The sequence below is a fragment of the Streptomyces sp. NPDC029164 genome, assembly GCF_055563995.1.
On sequence record NZ_JBVHWW010000009.1, the window covers coordinates 1 to 22177 of the forward strand.

The 22177-nt window shown below is 72.4% G+C and carries 16 protein-coding genes, 1 tRNA gene and 3 pseudogenes; 9 read left to right on the plus strand and 11 right to left on the minus strand.

The window, feature by feature from the left end; genetic code table 11:
- Positions 1-460: 460 nt before the first annotated feature.
- Positions 461-1192 carry a class I SAM-dependent methyltransferase gene (locus ACZ4VT_RS10780; RefSeq protein WP_467948419.1) on the minus strand — a complete coding sequence of 244 codons (732 nt, stop codon included), beginning with the start codon at positions 1190-1192 and terminating at the stop codon, positions 461-463.
- A gap of 53 nt (positions 1193-1245) precedes the next feature.
- Between ACZ4VT_RS10780 and ACZ4VT_RS10785 the strand changes: the two genes are divergently transcribed.
- Positions 1246-1707, plus strand: coding sequence for a hypothetical protein (locus ACZ4VT_RS10785; protein WP_467948421.1), 462 nt, complete (start codon positions 1246-1248; stop codon positions 1705-1707).
- Between the two features lie 289 nt (positions 1708-1996).
- Positions 1997-2954 (plus strand): annotated as a pseudogene (locus ACZ4VT_RS10790) (alpha/beta hydrolase); the annotation flags it as partial.
- A 270-nt stretch (positions 2955-3224) separates the two neighbouring features.
- Here the strand turns inward: ACZ4VT_RS10790 and ACZ4VT_RS10795 are convergent.
- Positions 3225-3776 (minus strand): hypothetical protein, encoded by a 552-nt coding sequence (locus tag ACZ4VT_RS10795; RefSeq protein WP_467948423.1) that lies wholly within the window; start codon positions 3774-3776, stop codon positions 3225-3227.
- Between the two features lie 67 nt (positions 3777-3843).
- On the opposite strand from ACZ4VT_RS10795, the gene ACZ4VT_RS10800 reads away from it, so the two are divergent.
- Positions 3844-3918, plus strand: a tRNA-Ala gene (locus ACZ4VT_RS10800).
- Between the two features lie 95 nt (positions 3919-4013).
- Here the strand turns inward: ACZ4VT_RS10800 and ACZ4VT_RS10805 are convergent.
- Positions 4014-4685: pseudogene (locus ACZ4VT_RS10805) on the minus strand (alpha/beta hydrolase); the annotation flags it as partial.
- On the opposite strand from ACZ4VT_RS10805, the gene ACZ4VT_RS10810 reads away from it, so the two are divergent.
- Positions 4666-4818: a hypothetical protein gene (locus ACZ4VT_RS10810; RefSeq protein ID WP_467948424.1), complete on the plus strand. Its 153-nt coding sequence runs from the start codon at positions 4666-4668 to the stop codon at positions 4816-4818. The pseudogene ACZ4VT_RS10805 and the gene ACZ4VT_RS10810 sit on opposite strands and share 20 nt — an antisense overlap.
- Before the next feature lie 31 nt (positions 4819-4849).
- Here ACZ4VT_RS10810 and ACZ4VT_RS10815 read toward each other — a convergent pair whose 3' ends face one another.
- Entirely contained in the window at positions 4850-5581 is a 732-nt protein-coding gene (locus ACZ4VT_RS10815; RefSeq protein WP_467948426.1) for a glucose 1-dehydrogenase, read from the minus strand.
- 3 nt (positions 5582-5584) lie between these two features.
- Positions 5585-6705, minus strand: a pseudogene (locus ACZ4VT_RS10820) (LLM class flavin-dependent oxidoreductase).
- A gap of 108 nt (positions 6706-6813) precedes the next feature.
- On the opposite strand from ACZ4VT_RS10820, the gene ACZ4VT_RS10825 reads away from it, so the two are divergent.
- The 3 genes from ACZ4VT_RS10825 (at position 6814) to ACZ4VT_RS10835 (ending at position 9436) form a co-directional block, all read left to right on the plus strand.
- On the plus strand, positions 6814-7425 hold the full coding sequence (locus ACZ4VT_RS10825; protein ID WP_467948428.1) for a PadR family transcriptional regulator: 612 nt from the start codon (positions 6814-6816) through the stop codon (positions 7423-7425).
- A gap of 691 nt (positions 7426-8116) precedes the next feature.
- Positions 8117-8845 (plus strand): VWA domain-containing protein, encoded by a 729-nt coding sequence (locus ACZ4VT_RS10830; protein ID WP_467948430.1) that lies wholly within the window; start codon positions 8117-8119, stop codon positions 8843-8845.
- A gap of 36 nt (positions 8846-8881) precedes the next feature.
- The gene (locus ACZ4VT_RS10835) at positions 8882-9436 is read left to right on the plus strand and encodes a pyridoxamine 5'-phosphate oxidase family protein (protein ID WP_467948432.1); all 555 of its coding nucleotides are present in this window, start codon (positions 8882-8884) and stop codon (positions 9434-9436) included.
- A gap of 9 nt (positions 9437-9445) precedes the next feature.
- Here the strand turns inward: ACZ4VT_RS10835 and ACZ4VT_RS10840 are convergent, their stop codons facing one another.
- Entirely contained in the window at positions 9446-10729 is a 1284-nt protein-coding gene (locus ACZ4VT_RS10840; RefSeq protein WP_467948433.1) for a DUF1906 domain-containing protein, read from the minus strand.
- A 169-nt stretch (positions 10730-10898) separates the two neighbouring features.
- Positions 10899-11840: an NAD-dependent epimerase/dehydratase family protein gene (locus tag ACZ4VT_RS10845; RefSeq protein WP_467948435.1), complete on the minus strand. Its 942-nt coding sequence runs from the start codon at positions 11838-11840 to the stop codon at positions 10899-10901.
- A gap of 112 nt (positions 11841-11952) precedes the next feature.
- Here ACZ4VT_RS10845 and ACZ4VT_RS10850 point away from each other — a divergent pair, with 112 nt between their 5' ends.
- Complete coding sequence (locus ACZ4VT_RS10850) at positions 11953-12915, plus strand: GlxA family transcriptional regulator (RefSeq protein ID WP_467948437.1); 963 nt, start codon at positions 11953-11955, stop codon at positions 12913-12915.
- A 303-nt stretch (positions 12916-13218) separates the two neighbouring features.
- Here ACZ4VT_RS10850 and ACZ4VT_RS10855 read toward each other — a convergent pair whose 3' ends face one another.
- From ACZ4VT_RS10855 to ACZ4VT_RS10870, 4 genes are all read right to left on the minus strand, one after another.
- Positions 13219-13581, minus strand: coding sequence for a hypothetical protein (locus ACZ4VT_RS10855; RefSeq protein ID WP_467948439.1), 363 nt, complete (start codon positions 13579-13581; stop codon positions 13219-13221).
- A 151-nt stretch (positions 13582-13732) separates the two neighbouring features.
- On the minus strand, positions 13733-15193 hold the full coding sequence (locus ACZ4VT_RS10860) for a glutamate synthase subunit beta (protein ID WP_467948441.1): 1461 nt from the start codon (positions 15191-15193) through the stop codon (positions 13733-13735).
- Complete coding sequence (gene gltB, locus ACZ4VT_RS10865; RefSeq protein ID WP_467948657.1) at positions 15186-19724, minus strand: glutamate synthase large subunit; 4539 nt, start codon at positions 19722-19724, stop codon at positions 15186-15188. Before gltB ends, ACZ4VT_RS10860 begins: the two co-directional genes overlap by 8 nt.
- A gap of 385 nt (positions 19725-20109) precedes the next feature.
- Positions 20110-20841, minus strand: a complete 732-nt coding sequence (locus ACZ4VT_RS10870) for a VIT1/CCC1 transporter family protein (protein ID WP_467948442.1) — start codon at positions 20839-20841, stop codon at positions 20110-20112.
- A 260-nt stretch (positions 20842-21101) separates the two neighbouring features.
- Here ACZ4VT_RS10870 and ACZ4VT_RS10875 point away from each other — a divergent pair, with 260 nt between their 5' ends.
- Entirely contained in the window at positions 21102-22088 is a 987-nt protein-coding gene (locus tag ACZ4VT_RS10875) for an ADP-ribosylglycohydrolase family protein (RefSeq protein WP_467948444.1), read from the plus strand.
- Positions 22089-22177 lie beyond the last annotated feature (89 nt).

A 22177-nucleotide genomic window follows, 5' to 3' on the forward strand; every position in this document is an offset into this window, starting at 1 on the left:
GGGTCGGAGAGATCGGCCTTGTTGTGTTCGGCGCCCTGCGGGGACACCCCGACACACACCCGACCCCGACCCAACCGGCCCGGCTGCTACCCCAGCCCCTGCGACCTTGCCGCACCATCCAGCCTCGCCGCACCCTATTCAGCCTCCGCCGCACTACTACAGCCCCTCCGGCGTTTGAGGAGCGGGGTCCGGGGCGGAGCCCCGGTCTTTGGGCCGCACCGTTCGGCCTTGCCGCACCACGGCCTCCGCTACTCCTTCCGGCTTCGCCGCACAAATTCAGCCCCGCCGGCGTTTGAGGCGCGGGGTGCGGGGCGGAGCCCCGGTCTTTGGGCCGCACCGTTCGGCCTTGCCGCACCACGGCCTCCGCTACTCCTTCCAGCCTCGCCGGACTACTTCAGCCCCGCCGGCGTTTGAGGCGCGGGGTCCGGGGCGGAGTCCCGGCAGCGGCGCCGTGGGCGCGTCACGGCCGGGCGAGGCTGAGGGTCACGACGTACTGTTCCTCGACGGTGCCGTCCGGGCAGAGCGGGGTCAGCAGCTCCCGTTCCGCCGCGAAGTACTCCCGGGTGCCGGCTTCGCCGAGGACCAGGAACGCGGAGTGGCTGGCGAGGTTGGCGAGGTGGGCGTCGAGCGTGATGCGGCGGGACCAGCGCAGGGTGCGGGTGGTGAACTCGCCCAGTCCCTGCGGCAGGGTGCGGAAGCCGTTCACCCCCTCGGCGGTCCGGAAGAAGACGCGCAGCCGCTCCTCCTGCGCGGCGATCCACGGCACGCCGGAGTCCGTGTCGTTCCACCAGACGGCGAGCGACCCGCCCGGCCGCAGCGCCCGGCGGGCCTCGGGGACGGAGCGGGCCGGGTCGGTCCAGTGCCAGGCCTGGGCGTAGGTGAGGAGGTCGAACGCGCCGCTCGCCAGCGGCAGCCTGTCGCCGTCCCCGCGCACGAGCGGGATCGAGGGGTTCGCCCGCCGGAACTCGGCGGCCATCCCGTCCCCGGGCTCCACGGCGACGACCTCGGCCCCGCGCTCGTGCAGCAGCGCGGTGGCGATCCCGGTCCCCGCCCCCACGTCGGCCACGCGGGCCCCGGCGAGCGGCCGCCCGGCGAGCTCCTCCAGGGCGTCGAACAGGGCCGGCGGGTAGCCCGGCCGGTTCGCGGCGTACAGAGCTGCTGCGGAATCGAAGGAACGGGCGCGTGTCGTCATGCGTCCATTGTTTTCGATCACGCAAACGAGCAACAAGATCGAGGTACGGAAACATGCGAAGGACGAAGACCGCGATGTCCGCGATGACGCTGTGCGCGGCGGCGGCCCTCCTCACGGGCTGCGGCAGCGACGACCCGAAGCCGGCCGTCGACAGCGGCAAGCCCGCTGCCGCCTCCCCGGCCCCCGCGTCGTCCGCGCCGCCGGCCAAGTCCGGCGGCGCGACGCACGAGGTGACGTTGGAGGTCGGGGGCACCGGCAAGACGGCGGTCATGTACAGCGGCATCGGAAGCGGTTTCGAGCAGCAGACCCTGCCGTGGTCGAAGTCGGGCACCGCCGAACTCACCGCCGCGGAGCGGAAGGTGGGCTACCTGGTGAACGTCGTACCGGGCACGATCACGGGCGCCGACGGCAAGCTCCAGCAGGCCCCGTGCACCATCAAGGTCGACGGCAAGCAGGTCGCGGAGAGCGACGGCGTCAAGAACACGAAGGGCTGCTCCTACACCATCAAGGACTAGGTCGTCCCTTTCGGGTGCGGCGGCAGTTCCCAATCGCACGTACGTGGTCTGCGTTAGTCTCTCGGGGCGCAGAAGCGGAACGCGAATGTAGACGGGGGCCGTGCATTCGGATGTGCTGGCAGGAGCTGTTCGGACCGACCGAAGGCGGGCCCGCGATGAGGCTCGCCTCGGCGGCCCCCGACCGGCCTCACTCACAGCAACGGCCCTTGGACCAGTGCCTCCGGCGCCGCCGGCGACCTGCGCACCGGCACGGAGATGAGCCGGTCGGCGCTCGGCCCCGGCCACGTCTCTCGACGTCACCGAAGCCACGCTGAAGGACGTCTTCCGGGACGCCTCCGCCGTCCGCTCCACCGTCGGCATGTACCTCGGCGAAGGCGTCCCGGAGGACAAGAGCCCCGCCGAGCGCAAGAAATGGTGGGACGGTCTGAGCGACGAGCAGCGCCAGGAGTATCTGGAGATCGCACCGGACCTGATCGGCGGCCTGGACGGCATTCCGGCGGTCTCCCGTGACGAGGCGAACCGCAACCATCTGCCGGTCCTCATCGACGACCTGACGCGCCGGGGCGGCGACGACGCGGAGACGAAGCTCAGCGCCCTCCGCGGGATCCAGGACAAACTGAACGAGCCGAGTCGCCCGCCCGGGCAACGGACGCGCGATCGTCTCGTACGGCAACCCCGACACCTCCAGGAACGTCTCGGCGTACGTCCCCGGTCTGAGTACCAGGCTCAACGACGAGTTCGTCAAGGACACGATGAAGCGGGCCCAGGACACGGGCAAGGGTGCCCAGCGCGTGGACCCGTCCAGTGCCTCGATCGTCTGGCTGGGCTACGACGCCCCGCAGAACGTGGACGTGATGACGAGGGGCGACGCGCAGCGGGGCGCCCCGGCGTACAACCAGTTCTTGGCGGGCCTCTCGGCGACAAACGAGAACCCGGACCCGCACATGACGGCGATCGGGCATTCCTACGGCTCACTCACCGTGGGCACGGCCGCCAAGCAGTCCGGCGGGATCCCGGGCGTCGACGATGTGATCCTGCTCGGCAGCCCCGGCGTGGACGCGCAGAAGGCGACGGAGCTCGGCGTGGGCCAGGACCACGTGTTCGTCGGCGCCGCCGACAACGACCCGGTCACCCACCTCCCCTCGAAGGACGAGGCGGCGCTCGGCTGGGTGCTGGGAGGCCCGGTGGTGGGGGTTGCGGTCGGACGTGACCTCTTCGACATCGGCAACGACGACGTGTACTTCGGATCAAGACGGTGAATCCTGACAAGGACATGCCTGAGATCATCGCCACGTCCCCGGACGGCTTCGGCATCATGGTCATGTTCGGCCACGAGGGGCAGGCCTTCTTCTAAGTCACCAGTCCCTGCGTGAAGGAGTCGAAAGTGGCAGCGCCCACGAAGGTGGCGAACGGCCCCACGTACGAAGGCGACATCCCCACCCCCAACGTCCGCTCCGACTTCTGGTCCGCCGAGATGTGAACACAGGGCCCGGGACCGGCTTGCCGGTCGGGCCGGTTCAGGTGCGGGGGCGGCGCAGGCACAGCACGCCGAGGGTGACGCTCTGGAGCAGGAGCAGCGCCGCGGTGCCGGCCGCCTGCCAGAGGGGGCGGCCGGGGCGCCCGCCGAGGGACCAGGACGGGCCGTCCGGGTCCGTCGTCACGGTCAGGCGGGCCCCGACCCGCAGGTCCAGGGCCACCGGTCCGGGCAGGTCGCGGCCCGCCTCCGTACGCAGCCGCAGGGACGGGGCGTAGCCGGAGCCGTCCTCCACCATCGTGCGCGAGGCGACGACCGCCGTCTCCTCCCGGCCGCGCTCGTGGAGGGTGTGCCGGTCCCAGGTGATCCCGGCGAGCACCACGGTCCCCACGGCGAAGAGGGCGACCGCGGTGCGGGCGACGAACTCCGCGCCGGTGCCGTGGGGGACGGCCGCGCCGAGGACGAAGACGGCCAGCAGGACCGGGACCCAGGCCCACTCGGGACCCCGCAACAGCCAGACCGCACCGAACTCCGCTGCCAGGAGGAGGCCGTTGCGCAGGACCGCCCCGACCAGCCGCCGTATCAGTTCAGCCATGGACACATCATGCCCCGGGAAACTCCGGTGCACTGCGCCCCCGCCCGACCGTAGGATCCGGGGCAAGGCGGGGTCGTAGCACAGAGGTAGTGCGCCTACACAGCATGGAGGAGGACGCCGGTTCGAATCCGGCCGCCCCGCCCCCTGTTCCCCTTGCCGCGTGGTGGCCGCCAGCCAGGCCACCGCCCCCGCGAGGGCGTCCCGCGCGGCCGGCAGCGGCAGCCCCAGGAACCCGTGGAAGACGCCGGGATGGAGCTGGATCGTGCAGTCGACACCGGCCGCCGCGAGCCGGCGGGCGTAGGCGAGGCCCTCGTCGCGCAGCACGTCGCAGTCCGCGAGGACGATCAGCGCGGGCGGGAGCCCCGAGAGGTCGGGGGCGCACAGCGGCGAGACGTGCGGATGCCCCGGGTCTGCGCCGTACTCGTCCCAGTACCAGGCCATGTGGGCGGCGGTGTGGAAGTAGCCCTCCGCGTACGTCTCCACCGAGGCGCGGCCCATCGAGGCGTCCAGGGGCGGATAGAACAGCAGCTGTCCCGCGAGGAGTTCGGGCGCGCGCAGGGCGGTCACCGCGGCGAGGTTGCCGCCGCTGGAGTCCCCCGCCACCACCACCCCGCCCGGATCGCAGCCGAGCGCGGTCGCCTCCTCGCGGGCCCACAGCAGGACGGTGAGCGCGTCGTCCACGGCCGCCGGCCACGGGTGCTCCGGAGCGAGCCGGTAGTCCGCGGAGACGACCACCGCGCCCGAGGCCACCGCGAGCGAGCGGCAGGTCGCGTCGTGGGTGTCCAGGCCGCACATCACCCAGCCGCCGCCGTGGAGGAAGACGACCAGGGGGCGCTCGCGTGCGCCCGGCGCGGGATCGTAGATCCGGACCGGTACGCCGCCCGCGACCGTGTCGGACACCGAGGCCACGGCCGGGCCCTGGCGGTTGGACGCCGCCGCCGCCCGCAGGGCCGCCGTGTCGCCCGGCCCCGGGAAGCCCGCCGTCATCGCGTCGCACAGCAGCCGGGCCGCCGGCGACAGCGGATCGCCCGCGCCGTCGTGACCCGTACCGTCGTGGTGCGCGGGGGAGTCGCTCATGCCGTCGTCATCCCGCCGTCCACGGTGAACTCCGCGCCCGTCACGTACGAGGACGCGTCCGAGCAGAGGAAGAGGACGAGCTCCCCGACCTCCTCCGGGCGGCCCATCCGCCCCAGCGGCAGGTGCGACCAGTCCCGGCCCGCGACCGCCCCGGCCACCATCGGGGTGTCGATGGCCCCCGGGTGCACCGAGTTGACCCGGATCCGGTCCCCGGCCAGGTCGAGCGCCGCCGACCGGGTCAGCCCGCGCAGTCCGAACTTGGTCGACCCGTAGGCCGCGTGGCCCGGTATCCCGACCAGTCCGGCGGTGGAGGAGACGTTGACGACGGAGCCGCCCCCGCCCGCCCGCAGCACCGGGGCCACGGCCTGGATGCCGAGGAACGGCCCCAGCAGGTTGACCCGCAGCAGGGCCTCGAAGTCGTCGAGCCGCTGCCGCTCCACGTGGGCCGTGCGCCACAGGGCCGCGTTGTTGACCAGGGCCGATACGGTACCGAAGGCGCGTACCGCCTCCCTCACCACCGTCGCCCAGCTCGCCGCGTCGGCCACGTCGTGGCGGACGTACAGACCCTGGTCTCCGAGTTCCGCGGCCACCGCCCGCCCCTCGTCCTCCCGTACGTCCGTGACGACCACCCGCGCCCCGGCCTCCGCGAACAGCCGGGCCCCGGCGGCGCCCTGGCCGCGCCCGGCGCCGGTGACCACGACGACCTTCCCTCCGAGGGAGACACCCACGGCTCAGCCCTCCAGCGCGCGGAAGTGCGGGATGACCTTCTCGCCCCGCTGGCGGACGGTCTCCATGCACGCCTCCTGGGGGACCGTGCCCATCTGGATCAGGCACATCACCTCGTCGACTCCGATCTCGCGCAGCTGCTCGACGTAGGCGATGGCGGTCTCGGCGCTGCCGTACGCGTGGTCCGCGTTGTACGTGCCCGTGTCCACCGGGCGGGCCGGGATGTTCGCCTCGTGCAGCCGGGCGACGAGCTCCTCGCGGCCCTTGGCCAGCGCGCCGGCGTCGTCGTCCTCCTCCGCGTACCCGGTGGGCGCGGGGCCGTTGCCGTACCAGTGCGCGATGGACTCGGCGAAGAAGCGCCGGCCGCGGGTGCCGAGCCGCAGGGCCCGCTCGGCGTCGTCGAGGACGATGGTCGGACAGAGGGCGGACAGGTGGTCGTTGACCTCGGACGACACCAGGCGCTCGCCGGTGCGCGTGGCGATGGCCTCGTCGTAGACCTTGCGCATGGCGCGTACGTCGTCGGCTCCGGCAAAGCCCATCAGCAGGGCGCCGATGCCGAGTTCGGCGGCCAGCTTGAGCGTGTCGTGCCGGGAGCAGGCCGTGAAGAGCGGCGGGTGCGGGTCCTGGACCGGGCGGGGCAGGATCGCGCCCGGTCCGATGTCGAGGGAGCCGTGCCATTCGAACTCCGGCTCCCGCCAGGCGGCGGAGAAGATCCGCAGCGCCTCCTCCATCTGCGGGGAGGTGTCCTCGGGCCGGACCCCGTACATGGACATCTCCTGGCGGGTGGCCCCGCGGCCGGCGCCGATGTCGACGCGGCCGCGGAGAGCACGTCGAGCATGGCGGCGCGCTCGGCGACGCGCACCGGGTGCTGGTAGCCGAAGGGCAGGGTGACGACGCCGTGGCCGATGCGGATCCGCCGGGTGCGGGCGGCCACCCAGGTCAGGAAGATCTCGGAGGCGCTCATGTGCGCGTACTGGGTGAGGGAGTGGTGCTCGACCGCCCAGACGCGGTCGAATCCCATCTCCTCGGCGAAGACGGCCTGTTCGACGCAGTCGTGGATGACCTGGCGTTCGCGCTCCGGGGTCGGGTCGACGAGCTGCGCCTCGAAGATCATCGAGAACTTCACGGGGCCTCCGTAGGTTCGGGGGCACGCTGCATTTCTAATAGGAATACTTCTAGCAGTCATGTCTCGTAGGGGGAAGGGCGCCGCAGGACCGGTCGTAGACTGCGCTGCGTGGCAGACGAGACGAACAGGCGCGCGCTCCCCGCGACCAGCTGGGCGGTGCTCGGGCTGCTCTCCTTCGGAGAGGAGCTCTCCGGCTACGACCTGAAGAAGTGGTCGGACTGGTCGCTGCGGTTCTTCTACTGGAGCCCGTCGTTCAGCCAGATCTACAGCGAGCTCAAGCGCCTGGAGAAGGCCGGCTACGCCTCCTCGCGGATGGTCGCCCAGGACACCGGGACCCGCGACAAGCGGGTGTACCGGATCACCGGCGAGGGCATGACGGCCGTACGGGAATGGGCCCGCGAGGCCCCGGTCGACCCGCCCGTCCTCAAGCACGGGCCGATGCTGCGGCTGTGGCTGGGCCACCTGCTGGAGCCGGAGCAGATGCGCGAAGTCCTCGTACGGCAGCAGGAGTTCGCGGAGCAGATGCGCCGGCGCGCGGTGGCCGACGTGGAGGGCGCCAAGGACGAGGCGGCGTGGGCGTACCCGACGCTCACTCTCAAGTGGGCGGAGCGGTACTACGCCTCCGAGCGCGACCTCGCGGCGAAGATGCTCGAGGACATCGACGGGCTCGGCGAGCCCGGCAAGCCCGGCAAGCCCGGCAAGCCCGGCAAGCTGCCGTAGGAGCGCCGGAAGTACAGCAGCGGCGGTGGTGGGCGCGTCGGCCTGGGCCGAGGGCCCTGCGGGCAGCACGGCCGGGAGAACCGGGCCCGGCTCCGTCGCGGGCTCCGGGCCCGCACCCCGGCGGGGCCCCCGAGGCGGCACCCCATGCGGCCTCCGGGCCCCGAGGCAGGCAGCGCGCGACGCGGGCCCCGATGCGGGCCCCGGGGGCGGACCCGGTGCGGCGCCGGGCGCGGGCCCCGACCGTGCGGGGTGCGCCCGGGCGCCGGGCACGGGGGGCGGGAGGCCGCCCATACGGCCACGCGGGCGGTGCCGGACGGCGAGGGCTGGCTGCTCACCGGTGGCAAGCGGTACGTGCTGGCGGGCCCGGCCGAGCCGGCACTCGTCCTGGTCTTCGCCGTCATCGGCACCGACCCCGCGCCCGGCCCCGCGCCCGGCCAGGGCACGGGCCGGCTCGGCCCGTTCGAACTCACCGCCCCGCCCGCGGCCTTCACCGTACGGTCCACCCTGGACCGCACCACTGCACGGCGGCATCGGCATCACCTGGGAGCACCCGGCGCACGCGTTCTTCAAGCGCGCCCACGGCTCCGTCCTCCTCTTCGGCTCACCGGCCGCGCACCGGGCCCGGCTTGCGGCGGATCTGGGTTTCGGCGGACCTGGGTTTCGGCGGGGCGCCCTGACATACCCTCGCCCCATGACGGGCAGTGCGATCAACCTCCGCAAGGTCGAGGAGACGGCTCCCGCCCTCGTGAGCCTCTACAAGAGCGCCGGGGTCTCCCTGCGCAAGTACGGCCTGGAGGGTGGGCGCGCCGCGGTCTACCTGGTGCTGGACTACTCCGGGTCGATGCGCCCGTACTACGCGGACGGCAGCGTGCAGGCCCTCGCCGACCGGGTGCTGGGGCTCTCCGCGCACCTGGACGACGACGGCCGCGTACCGGTGGTCTTCTTCTCCACGGAGGTCGACGCGGTGGAGGAGATCTCCCTGGCCGGGCACGAGGGGAAGGTCACCGAGATCGCCTCCCGTCTCGGCCACATGGGCAAGACCGCCTACGACGCGGCGATGGAAGCGGTGATCGACCACTACCTGGACTCGGGGGCGACGGATCCGGCCTTGGTCGTCTTCCAGACGGACGGCGGTCCGCTCAGCAAGCTCGCGGCGGAGAGGTACCTGTGCAAGGCGGCCCGGCTGCCGCTGTTCTGGCAGTTCGTCGGCTTCGGCAACACGCGCAGCGGCCAGTTCGACTTCTTGCGCCGGCTGGACGAACTGCCCGTCCCGTCCCGGCGCGTGGTGGACAACGCCGGCTACTTCCACGCGGGCCCGGATCCTCGCGCCGTCCCGGACGCGGACCTGTACGACCGCCTGGTCGGGGAGTTCCCGGCCTGGCTGGCGGCGGCGCGCGGCGCGGGCATCGTGCGCGCCTGACCCCGGACCGCCCCGGCCACGCGCTTTCATGGACGTATGACGCACACCAGCTGGGCAGTCTTCGAGAAGGCGGAGCCGGAGTTCGCGGCGGCCGTCCGGGCGCGCTTCGCGCAGTACCCGCACCATGTCCTCGCCACCCTCCGCAAGGACGGCTCCCCCCGGGTGTCCGGGCTGAACGTCGACATCCGCGGCGGTGAGCTGTGGCTCGGCATGATGGCGGGCTCGATGAAGGCCAGGGACCTCCAGCACGACCCGCGCTTCGCCCTGCACACCAATCCGGGCGCGGGCGAGGAGATGCCCGACGGGGACGTACGGATCTCCGGGCGGGCCGTGGAGCTCGTGGACCCGCCCGAGCTGCACCGGTACGCGGAGGAGACCGAGACCCCGCACCCGTTCCACCTCTTCTACGCCGACTTGGCGGAGGTCGTCCACATCGGCGTGGAGGGCGATGACCTGGTGCTGCGGTCGTGGACCCTGGCGCGCGGCGTGCACACCGTACGCCGGGGCAACGACGACGAGCCGCCGCGCGAGGACCCGGAGCCGGGCGGGCCGGAGACCGGCGAGCCGGCGCCGGGCGGCTCGGCCGGCTGAGCGGTTCGGCTAGCTGAGCGGGGGCAGGCCGCCGATCGGGCCGAGGGCGGCCGGGTCCACGTCCACCCAGTTGCGGTCGATGTTGATGGTGACCCCGCCGTAGGTGGCGTTGTGGTCGCCGCGGAACTGGTGGGCCCGGCGCGGGCCGGCCCAGTGGGCCGTGCCCGCCGGCAGGCCCATGTCGGCGTCGCCGACGGAGGCCGAGAGGTTCCAGCGGGCGGCCCACAGCACGTCCGGCATGGCCTGCGGGGCCTGGTGGTAGTGGGCGCTCAGCGCCTTGACCCCGGAGCTCACCGAGACGTAGGCGGCGGAGCGGAAGCCCAGCTCGTGCAGCCGCTCCGTCCAGGCGGTCAGGTAGGCGACGACCGGGGCGTCCCAGGTGGCGCGGTCCGTGTAGTTCTCCAGGTCGTTGTAGAGCACGGTGCCCTCGGGCATTCCGAGGGACCGGGCGGCGTCCACCGCGCCCTCGGCGGCCTCCCTGCCCTGCCCGTCGGCCTCGGAGGGGTCGGTGGACAGGCCGGTGCTGGAGCTGTTCCAGGGCTGCGGTCCGACCCAGATCGGCATCAGGTGCCAGCCCGCGGCGGCCTGCCGCTCGACCCAGCGGGCCGTCAGCCGCGGCTGGGCGCAGGCCCGGGCGCGGCCGCCGATGTAGATGCCGATCGCACGGAAGGGGGAATCGGCCCGCCAGGTGTCCATGGCCTTCTGCGTCGGGGCGGTGCAGGCGTCGAAGCCCTCGCCCTTGAAGGCCTCCTGGACCCCGTGGCGCTCGCCGCCGCCGGGGGCCACGGCGGGCGTCGCGGGACGCGGGGCGGGGGTGGGCGCGCTCAGGGCACGGGCCCGCGTGAGGACCCTGCGTACGGCGTCGGGCGCGGCCCCGTACGAGACGGTGGCCATGACCCCCGGCCGGAGCAGGGCGTAGCGCAGCTCGTTGCTGGCGGAGCGGTGGGGGGCTTCGGGCAGCGCGGTCGCGGTCTCGACGGTGACGGTGGGGACGTCGGCGCGTTCGGCAGCCCCGTCGAGGGGTTCGAGGTGCAGGGTGTCGGCGCGGCTGACGACGGCCCGGCCGGCGCATTCGCCCTGGGTACCGGCGTGGCCGAGGTACAGGGTGGGCAGGTCGAGCCGGACGCAGGCGCCGGGATCGCGGTCGAGGTCGACGACCCGCCAGTCGGCGGGGACGGTGAGGCGCAGCCCGTGGTAGTCGACGGTCTGCCGGTCGGCGGCTACGGAGGACTGGACGGACAGCAGCAGGGCAGCGCCGAGCAGCCCGCTCAGCAGGGTTCGGGTGGGGGCCATGATCCGCATGGTTACCAGACGGCGCGCCCCCCGACTGCTCGGCGGATCCCCCGGATGGTCCGTCCGGCCCAGGCCGGATCGGGCCGGCCCTCGGGGTCGTGCCGGGTCGCCCGCGCGGGCGTCACCCGCACGAGCGAATCGACCTCGGCCCCGTCGTCCGGTACCCCCGTCATCCGATGCGCCGGCCGGACGTCGCCTGTCCGGCCGACACCAACTCCTGGAGCACCTGGTCCAGTTCGGTGGCGCGTACGCCGAGCAGGCGCTCGGTGTCGGAGGCGTCGAGGCGCAGCTCGTCGTCGTACTGGTAGGCCATCTCCGGGATCTCGGCCATCACGGGGTCCGCCGCGGCCGCCGCGGCGAGCTCCTCCCGGGTCGCGGTCCGGAGCCTCGGGCTCGGCGCGCCGGCGGCTTCGGCCAGCCGCACCATCAGTTCCCTCGGGGACAGTTCGGAGGCGGAGGGCACGTGCCAGGCGCGGCCCCAGCCGTCGTCCCGCCCGCCGACGGCGATCAGGGTCCGCGCGACGTCGTCCACGTAGGACCAGGCGTGTGGCGCGTCGAGGCCGACGGGCAGCACGGCCTCCTCACCGGCCAGTACGGCGGGCACGGCCACGAGGGGGAAGAGCCCCAGGACGTTCGCCCCGAGGAAGTCGCCGGCGCGCACCTCGGCGGACCGGACCCGTCCGGCCCGGTGCGCGGCGAGCGCCTCCTCCCACATGGCGGCGCGTACCCGCCCCTTGTCGGAGTTGGGCTTCATGGGCAGGTCCGGCGTGAGGGGCCCTTCGACGGGCCCGTACCCGTACACGTTGCCCAGCATCACGCAGTCGGTGCCGGTCCGCTCGGCGGCGGCGAGCAGGGAGGCCGCGAGGGGCGGGAACGCGGTCCGCCAGTCCTGGTAGGCGGGAGCAGCCGCGTTGTAGAGGGTCCGCGCGTCGTGCAGCAGCTCGGCGAGCCGGTCGGTGTCGGTGATGTCGGCGGCGACCCGCTCGACGAGCGGATGGTCGGGCCCGCCGCCGCTGCGGGTGATGACGCGGACCCGCTCACCGGATGCGGCGAGCAGACGTGCGGTGGCGGTGCCGATCGCACCGGCGCCCGTGATGACGTGCAGGGTCATGGCTGTACTCCTTTGCCGGGATGGCGAGTTGTCGTTGTCGACGGGTCAACCCTCGCCCGGGGCGGGGCCGTACAGTAGTGGCCGGAATGCCAGCCATCCGGAGATTCGAGCCATGACGATCACTCGCCCGCACCAGGTCGCGGTCATCGCGTGTCCGCCGGTCACCAGCTTCGACCTGTCGATCCCGGGGGTGGTGTTCGGCGCGACGAGCCTCGGCGAGCAGCCCGCCTACGAGGTGACGGTCTGCACCCTCGTCCCCGGTGTGGTGGAGGCGCGGTACGGCACGGACGTGGTGGTGCCGCACGGCCTGGAGGCGGTCGAGCGGGCCGACACGGTGATGGTCACGGGGACGGCCGACCGGGACAGCACCGACCCCCGGGTGCTGGACTCCCTGCGGGCCGCGGCCGCGCGGGGCGCTCGCATCGCCTCCATCTGCACGGGTACGTTCGTCCTCGCGCAGGCGGGTCTCCTGGCGGGGCGCCGCGCCACGACCTTCTGGACGGCGTCCGCGGAATTCGGGCGGCTCTTCCCGGACGTCGACCTCGTGCCCGACGTGCTGTTCGTCGACGACGGCAGGGTGCTGACCTCGGCGGGCATGTCGGCCGGGATCGACCTGTGCCTGCACCTGGTGCGCCGCGACCACGGGGCGGCCGTCGCGAACACCACGGCCCGCCTCGTCGTGGCGGCCCCCGTACGGCCGGGCGGCCAGACCCAGTACATCGAGACCCCGCTCCCGCCCGAGCGCGGCACCTCCCTCGCCGCGACCCGCGCCTGGGCGCTGGCCCGCCTGCACGAACCGACGACCTTGGCCGGGCTGGCGCGGCACGCGGGCACGAGCACCCGCACCCTGACCCGCCGCTTCCGCGCCGAAACGGGCCTCAGCCCCCTCCAGTGGCTGCTGCACCAGCGCCTGCACCGGGCCCGCGAGATCCTGGAGACCACCACCCTCCCGATGGACCAGGTGGCCGCCCGCAGCGGCCTGGGCACGGCGGACTCCCTCCGTGCCCACGTGACGCGCCACACAGGCCTGACCCCGAGCACCTATCGCGCCATGGCGCGGGCCCGGCGGCCGTAGAGTCGAGGGGGCGGCCGAAGCCAGTTGCGTTGGCTTCGGCCGCCCCCTTCTCCTCGTACCGGTCAGGCGGTCCGGCGGTCCGGCGGTCCGGCGGCGCAGCCACCAGGAGCAGAAGCCGGCCAGCAGTCCGGAGAGCGCGAGGAAGATCCCCGTCTCGATCCACTGGAAGGCCCAATAGCGGTCGGCGGGCTGGTAGTCGACCGCTATGTGGAGGTTCGACGTGGCGAAGCGCTCGGCAGCGCGAATTGAGGCACGGGAAACAGCAGGGACGGGAACCAACGAACCGGGTGCGGCCGAGGTCAGCTAGCAGTGACGGCCGTCGGGGCACTCGGCGAGCAACACCAGGAGGACCCAGAGCAGGAGGACGATCGCGCCGGACACCGCTCCCATGACGGCGAAGCGCCGCAGAGTCTGCCGACGACCCCCGACGAGGGCCACCACGACTCCCACGGCGGGCGCGGCCACCGCACTGCCCAGAGCGGCCAGCCCGAACACCCTGCCGTACTCGTCCCGCACTTCCGGGACTCCCCACGCGGCGGCGATCAGCGGGGTGAACAGAACGAGGGGAGCGGCCCTCCACCACCACACCAACCCGGTGATCACCCGATCCACCCGGGCCGGCACATCCCCCGAACGGCGGTCGACAGCGCGGCGAGCGGATGGCATGCCCCGATCATAGGCAGCCCCACCCCCCAAAAACGCCACAGCGCCCGCCACCCCTGGTCGGGGACGTGGCGGGCGCTGTGTCGGAGTGCCGCACTCCGTTGTGCGGACCGTATGAGGGGTCCCGCCCCGAAGGGCGGGGGTGCCGCGGGTATTACACGGTCAGCGAGCGGTCCGTCGGCTTGACCGGGTACGGGAGGGCACTGGTGCCGGTCAGGAAGCGGTCCACGCCGCGGGCGGCCGAGCGGCCCTCCGCGATGGCCCACACGATGAGCGACTGGCCGCGGCCCGCGTCGCCGGCGACGAAGACGCCGTCGACGTTGGTCGCGTAGGAGGCGTCGCGCTCGATGTTGCCGCGGGCGTCCAGCTCCAGGCCGAACTGGTCCACCAGACCGTTGGCCTGGTCGGTGCCCGTGAAGCCCATCGCCAGGGTGACCAGTTGGGCCGGGAGGACCCGCTCGGTGCCCGGCTTCTGCTCGAGCTTGCCGTCCTTGAACTCGACCTCGATCAGGTGCAGGGCCTGGACGTTGCCGTCCTCGTCGCCCTCGAAGTGGGTGGTGGAGACGGAGTAGACCCGCTCGCCGCCCTCCTCGTGCGCCGAGGTGACCTTGTACAGCATGGGGAACGTCGGCCAGGGCTGGCCGGTGGGGCGGTCCTCGGACGGCTTCGGCATGATCTCCAGCTGCGTGACCGAGGCCGCGCCCTGGCGGTGGGCGGTGCCCACGCAGTCCGCGCCGGTGTCGCCGCCGCCGATGACGACCACGTGCTTGCCCTCGGCGGTGATGGGGGGCGCCATGAAGTCGCCCTCCTGCACCTTGTTCGCGAGCGGCAGGTACTCCATCGCGAAGTGGATGCCGTTCAGCTCGCGGCCCGGGACCGGGAGGTCGCGGGAGACCGTGGCGCCCGCCGCGATGACCACCGCGTCGAACCGCTTGCGCAGGTCCGTGGCGGTGATGTCGCGGCCGACCTCGATGCCGGTACGGAACTTGGTGCCCTCCGCGCGCATCTGCTCGATGCGGCGGTTGATGTGCACCTTCTCCATCTTGAACTCGGGGATGCCGTAGCGCAGCAGGCCGCCGACGCGGTCGGCGCGCTCGTACACCACCACGGTGTGCCCGGCCCGGGTCAGCTGCTGGGCCGCGGCGAGACCCGCCGGGCCGGAGCCGATGACGGCGGCCGTCTTGCCGGACAGGCGCTCCGGCGGCTGCGGGGTGACGTCGCCGTTGTCCCAGGCCTTGTCGATGATCGAGACTTCGACGTTCTTGATCGTGACGGCCGGCTGGTTGATGCCGAGCACGCACGCCGACTCACACGGAGCGGGGCACAGGCGGCCCGTGAACTCCGGGAAGTTGTTCGTGGCGTGCAGGCGCTCGGACGCCGCCGACCAGTCGTCGCGGTACGCGAAGTCGTTCCACTCGGGGATCAGGTTCCCGAGCGGGCACCCGTTGTGGCAGAACGGGATGCCGCAGTCCATGCAGCGGCCGGCCTGCTTGCTGATGATCGGGAGCAGTGAGCCCGGAACGTAGACCTCGTTCCAGTCCTTCAGCCGGTCGGCCACAGGACGGGTGCAGGCGGTCTCGCGCTGGGTGGTGAGGAAGCCCTTCGGGTCAGCCATGGGTCGCCGCCTCCATCATCTTCTCCGTGGTCTCGGATTCCGAGAGTCCGGCGAGCTCAGCGGCGTCCTTGGCGGCGAGCACTGCCTTGTACGTGGTGGGGATGATCTTGCTGAAGCGGTCCGCCGAGACGGACCAGTCGGCCAGGAGCTTCGCGGCCACGGTCGAGCCGGTCTCCTCCTCGTGGCGGCGCACCACATCGTGCAGCCACTGCTTGTCGGTGTCGGACGGGGCCTCCACGGCGCCCGCGTTGCCGACGTTGACGTTGTCCGGGTCCAGGTCGATGACGTACGCGACGCCGCCCGACATGCCGGCCGCGAAGTTGCGGCCCGTCTCGCCGAGGACGACCGCGGTGCCGCCGGTCATGTACTCGCAGCCGTGGTCGCCCACGCCCTCCGAGACGACCAGGGCGCCGGAGTTGCGGACGCAGAAGCGCTCGCCGGTGCGGCCGCGCAGGAACATCTCGCCGCCGGTGGCTCCGTACCCGATGGTGTTGCCGGCGATGGTGGAGTACTCGGCGAGGTGGTCGGCGCCGCGGTCCGGGCGGACCACGATCCGGCCGCCGGAGAGGCCCTTGCCGACGTAGTCGTTGGCGTCGCCCTCCAGGCGCAGGGTGATGCCCTTCGGCACGAAGGCGCCGAACGACTGGCCGGCCGAACCGGTGAAGGTCAGGTCGATCGTGTTGTCGGGCAGGCCCGCGCCACCGAACTTCTTGGTGACGTGGTGGCCGAGCATGGTGCCGACGGTCCGGTTGATGTTGCGGATCGCGACCTGGGCGCGGACCGGCTGGGCGCTCTCGGCGGACTCGGCGTTCAGCGCGTCGGCGGCGAGCTCGACGAGCTCGTTGTCGAGGGCCTTCTCCAGACCGTGGTCCTGCTCGATCAGGGCGTGGCGGACCGCGCCGTCGGGCAGCTCCGGTACGTAGAAGAGCGGCTCCAGGTCGAGACCCTGCGCCTTCCAGTGCGTGACGGCCTTCGTCGTGTCGAGCAGCTCGGCGTGGCCGACGGCCTCCTCGATCGTACGGAAGCCCAGCTCGGCGAGGAGCTCGCGCACCTCCTCCGCGATGAACTCGAAGAAGTTGACGACGAACTCGGGCTTGCCGGAGAAGCGCTCGCGCAGGACCGGGTTCTGCGTGGCGATGCCCACCGGGCAGGTGTCCAGGTGGCAGACGCGCATCATGACGCAGCCGGAGACGACGAGCGGCGCGGTCGCGAAACCGAACTCCTCGGCGCCGAGGAGCGCGGCGATGACCACGTCGCGGCCGGTCTTGAGCTGGCCGTCCGTCTGGACGACGATGCGGTCGCGCAGCCCGTTGAGCAGCAGGGTCTGCTGGGTCTCGGCGAGCCCGAGCTCCCAGGGGCCGCCCGCGTGCTTGAGCGAGGTGAGCGGGGAGGCGCCCGTACCGCCGTCGTGGCCGGAGATGAGGACGACGTCCGCGTGGGCCTTGGAGACACCCGCGGCGACCGTGCCCACGCCGACCTCGGAGACCAGCTTCACGTGGATGCGGGCGACCGGGTTGGCGTTCTTGAGGTCGTGGATCAGCTGAGCCAGGTCCTCGATGGAGTAGATGTCGTGGTGCGGCGGCGGGGAGATCAGACCGACGCCCGGGGTGGAGTGCCGGGTCTTGGCGACCCACGGGTAGACCTTGTGGCCGGGCAGCTGGCCGCCCTCGCCGGGCTTGGCGCCCTGCGCCATCTTGATCTGGATGTCGTCCGCGTTGACCAGGTACTCGGAGGTGACCCCGAAGCGGCCGGAGGCGACCTGCTTGATCGACGAACGCCGCGCCGGGTCGTACAGGCGGTCCGGGTCCTCACCGCCCTCACCGGTGTTGGACTTGGCGCCCAGCTGGTTCATGGCGATGGCGAGGGTCTCGTGCGCCTCCTTGGAGATGGAGCCGTACGACATGGCGCCGGTGGAGAAGCGCTTGACGATGTCGGAGATCGGCTCGACCTCGTCGATGGAGATCGACGGGCGGTCGCTCTTGAAGCCGAACAGGCCGCGGAGCGTCATCAGGCGCTCGGACTGCTCGTTCACGCGGTCCGTGTACTGCCGGAAGATGTCGTACCGGCGGTTGCGGGTGGCGTGCTGGAGGCGGAAGACCGTCTCCGGGTCGAACAGGTGCGGCTCGCCCTCGCGGCGCCACTGGTACTCGCCGCCGATCTCCAGCGCGCGGTGCGTGGCCGCGATGCCGGAGACGGGGTACGCCTTGGCGTGGCGGGCGGCCACCTCCTTGGCGATGACGTCCAGGCCGGCGCCGCCGATCTTCGTGGCGGTGCCCGCGAAGTAGGTGCCGACGAAGTCCTCGTTGAGGCCGACGGCCTCGAAGACCTGGGCGCCGCGGTAGGAGGCGACGGTGGAGATGCCCATCTTGGACATGACCTTCAGGACGCCCTTGCCGAGCGCGTAGATCAGGTTCTTGATGGCCTGCTCCGGCTCCAGGCCGGTCAGGAAGGTACCGGCGCGCAGGAGGTCCTCGACGGACTCCATCGCCAGGTACGGGTTGACCGCGGCGGCGCCGTAGCCGATCAGCAGCGCGACGTGGTGGACCTCGCGGACGTCACCGGCCTCGACCAGCAGGCCCACCTGGGTGCGCTGCTTGGTGGCGATGAGGTGGTGGTGCACGGCGGAGGTGAGCAGCAGCGACGGGATCGGCGCGTGCTCGGCGTCCGAGTGGCGGTCCGAGAGGACGATGAGGTGCGCGCCGTTCGCGATGGCCGCGTCGACCTCGCCGCGGATCTCCTCGATCCGCGCGGCCAGCGCCTCGCCGCCGCCGGAGACCCGGTAGAGGCCGGAGAGCGTGGCGGCCTTCATGCCCGGCATGTCGCCGTCGGCGTTGATGTGGATGAGCTTGGCCAGCTCGTCGTTGTCGATCACCGGGAAGGGCAGGGTGACGCTGCGGCAGGACGCGGCGGTCGACTCCAGCAGGTTGCCCTGCGGGCCGAGCGAGGACAGCAGCGAGGTGACGAGCTCCTCGCGGATGGCGTCCAGCGGCGGGTTGGTGACCTGCGCGAAGAGCTGGGTGAAGTAGTCGAAGAGCAGCCGGGGGCGCTCGGACAGGGCCGCGATCGGGGAGTCCGTACCCATGGAGCCGAGGGGCTCGCCGGCGGTACGGGCCATCGGCGCGAGGATGACGCGCAGCTCTTCCTCGGTGTAGCCGAAGGTCTGCTGGCGGCGGGTGACCGAGGCGTGGGTGTGCACGATGTGCTCGCGCTCGGGCAGGTCCGACAGCTCGATCTCGCCGGTCTCCAGCCACTCCGCGTACGGGGCGGCGGCGGCCAGCTCGTTCTTGATCTCGTCGTCCTCGATGATCCGCTTCTGGGCGGTGTCGACGAGGAACATCTTGCCGGGCTGCAGGCGGCCCTTGCGGACGACCTTGGCCGGGTCGATGTCGAGCACGCCGACCTCGGAGCCGAGGACGACGAGGCCGTCGTCGGTGACCCAGTAGCGGCCGGGGCGCAGACCGTTGCGGTCGAGGACCGCGCCGACCTGGGTGCCGTCGGTGAAGGTGACGCAGGCCGGGCCGTCCCAGGGCTCCATCTGCGTGGAGTGGTACTTGTAGAACGCGCGGCGGGCCGGGTCCATGGAGGTGTGGTTCTCCCACGCCTCCGGGATCATCATCAGCACGCTGTGCGGGAGGGACCGGCCGCCGAGGTGGAGCAGTTCCAGGACCTCGTCGAAGGAGGCCGAGTCGGAGGCGTCCGGGGTGCAGATCGGGAAGATCCGGTCCAGCACGCCGTCGCCGAAGGCCTCGGAGGCCAGCTGGGACTCGCGGGCCTTCATCCAGTTCCGGTTGCCCTTGACCGTGTTGATCTCGCCGTTGTGCGCGACGAAGCGGTACGGGTGGGCGAGCGGCCAGGACGGGAAGGTGTTCGTGGAGAAGCGCGAGTGGACCAGGGCGAGCGTCGAGGCGAAGCGACGGTCGGAGAGGTCGGGGAAGAAGGGCTCCAGCTGGCCGGTGGTCAGCATGCCCTTGTAGACGATGGTGCGCGCGGAGAGCGACGGGAAGTAGACCCCGGCCTCGCGCTCGGCGCGCTTGCGCAGCACGAAGGCCTTGCGGTCCAGCTCGATGCCCGTGCTGCCGTTGCTGACGAACAGCTGCGAGAAGGCGGGCATGGTGGCGCGGGCGCCGTTGCCGAGCAGGTCCGGGGTGACCGGGACCTCGCGCCAGCCGAGGACCGTGAGGTTCTCCTGGGCGGCGATGGCCTCGATCTGCTCCACGGCGACGGCCTGTGCGGTGCCGTCGGCGGGGAGGAAGGCGATGCCGACGGCGTACGCGCCGGCCTCGGGGAGCTCGAAGCCGGCCACCTCGCGCAGGAACGCGTCCGGCACCTGGCTCAGGATTCCGGCGCCGTCGCCCGAGTCCGGCTCGGAGCCGGTCGCGCCGCGGTGCTCGAGGTTCCGCAATACGGTCAGAGCCTGCTCAACGAGGGTGTGGGTGGCCTCGCCGGTGAGGTTCGCCACGAATCCGACGCCACAGGCGTCCTTCTCGTTGCGCGGGTCGTACATGCCCTGCTGGGCGGGGCGACCGTCCATGGGCGACCAGGCGGTGGTGCTGGGGCCGGTCGCGGAGTGCGTGGATGCGGAACGCATCGGCTCTCCCGTCGTCGTCGTGGCATATGTGCATAGCCGAGGGACGACGTTGGCCCTCTGCGAAATTTCGTGCAGATTACATGATGACGACAATCCCGAGAAGCGGATATGCCATTCCAGCATGCGGACACTGCGCGAGGCAGAAAGAGGAGACTTTCGCGGCGTGCCACGGATGCAGACCGACGCAGCACGAGGCGAAAGGTCCCGGGTGCAGGGCGGGCATCGTTGCCCGGAGCCCTGGACTGATTCCCGGCGGACACGGGATCGAAACCGCCGAGTAACGGACTACTTATGTGGCGCACTGCATAGTGTCTCACTCTGAGGCCGGTCAGCCTATGGCTCCGCCGATCCAGGTTCCCAGGATGTACGTCACACCGGCGGCCGCGCCACCCAGGACGAGCTGGCGCATACCGCTGTACCACCAGGACCGGGCCGTGACCCGGGAGACCACGGCGCCGCAGGCGAAGAGCCCGACCAGCGCGAGCAGCACCGCGGGCCACAGGGCCGTCGCGCCGAGCAGGTACGGCAGCACGGGCAGCAGCGCACCCAGCGCGAACGAGCCGAAGGACGAGACCGCGGCGACGAGCGGCGAGGGCAGGTCGTCGGGGTCGATCCCGAGCTCCTCGCGGGCGTGGATCTCCAGCGCCTGCTCGGGGTCGCGGGACAGCTGCATGGCGACCTCGCGGGCGAGGGCGGGCTCGACGCCCCGGGAGACGTAGAGCTCGGCCAGCTCCTCCATCTCGTCCACCGGGTGCTTGCGCAACTGCTGGCGCTCTATGTCCAGTTCCGCGAGGACCAGTTCGCGCTGCGAGGCGACGGAGGTGTACTCGCCGGCCGCCATCGAGAAGGCGCCGGCCGCGAGGCCCGCCAGTCCGGTGATGACGACGGTCTGCGGGGAGACGGCGCCGCCGGCCACGCCGGTCATGAGGGCGAGGTTGGAGACGAGTCCGTCCATGGCACCGAAGACGGCCGGCCGCAGCCATCCGCCGTTGACGTCGCGGTGGGTGTGGTTGTCCCGGTGCGCGGTGTGCAGCGGTGCTTCGATGTCGATGATGGACATGCTGAGATATCTCCCCATTTGTGCCAACGGGCGCCGCGAGACACCCCGCTCCCCCTGAACACCTCGAAACTACGCACGATTTCTGCCGCCCGCCAGCAAGGAAGGCCGTACTTACCTGCGGTTTTGCGGGTCGGCGACCGGGTGACGACGGGCTTCGCGGGGTGTTTCGCGACGAGCGACAAACCACATGCCGTGGCACAAATCCCCCAAGGGCTCATGATGAGCCCCATCCAATGTGGGAGAGGCGCGCCATGGAGCCGGTGAAGCTGATTGCATGCAATCCGCAGGTCCTCCTCGAACGGGCCAGGGGCGCTCTTCTCGGACTCGCGGTGGGCGACGCGCTGGGCGCCCCCGCGGAGAACATGAAGCCGTCGGAGATCCGGGCGAAATGGGGCCGCATCGAGGGCTTCGTGTCGGAGGACCCGGCGGGCACGGACGACACCGAGTACGCGATCTTCTCCGGGCTGCTGCTCGCCCGCCACGGCTCGGCGCTCACGGTCTCCCACGTGGAGCGGGCCTGGCACCACTGGATCGCGGACCTCGACGAAGGCCCGTTCCGGGGGGCCGGCTTCTCGGAGCGCGGCACACTGGAGAACCTGCGCCGGGGGCTCGCGGCCCCCATCTCCGCCCAGCACCGGCACGCGTGGTCGGACGGTCTCGCCATGCGGGCGGCCCCGTTCGGCGTCTTCGCGGCGGGCCGGCCCCCCGAAGCGGCCCGGCTCGTCGCCATCGACGGCTCGGTCAGCCACGACGGCGAGGGCATCTACGGCGGCCAGGCGGTGGCGGCGGGCGTGGCCGCGGCCATGGCCGGCGGCAGCCCGGCGTCCGTCGTCTCCGCGGCCCTGTCCGTGATTCCGTCCGACTCCTGGACGGCCCGCTCCCTGCGCCGGGCGGTCACCGCCGCCCCGCGCGGGGAACGGGCCGTGCGCTCGGCGGTCGTCATCGGCGGCTACCCGTGGACGGACCTGGCCCCCGAAGCCGTCGGCCTCGCCTTCGGCGCCTTCGCCGCCTGCCGGGGCGACTTCCCCTCCTCGGTCCTGACCGCGGTCAACATGGGCCGGGACGCGGACACCACGGCCGCGGTGGCGGGCGCCCTGTCCGGCGCGATGTCGGGAGCCGCCGCGATCCCCGCCGCCTGGTCCTCGGCCATCGGCCCGGTCCGCGGCAGCTGCCTCCCCTCGATGCGGGGCTACCACGTCCTCGACATCGCGGACCTCCTCACCCCTGAATACGAGGCCCCCCGATGACGCCCCCGGCCCCCACCCCACCGCCGCCGCCCGGGCCCCGGCCCGACGCACCGCACCCCACCCCAGCCCCTCCAGCCGCAGGCCCACGC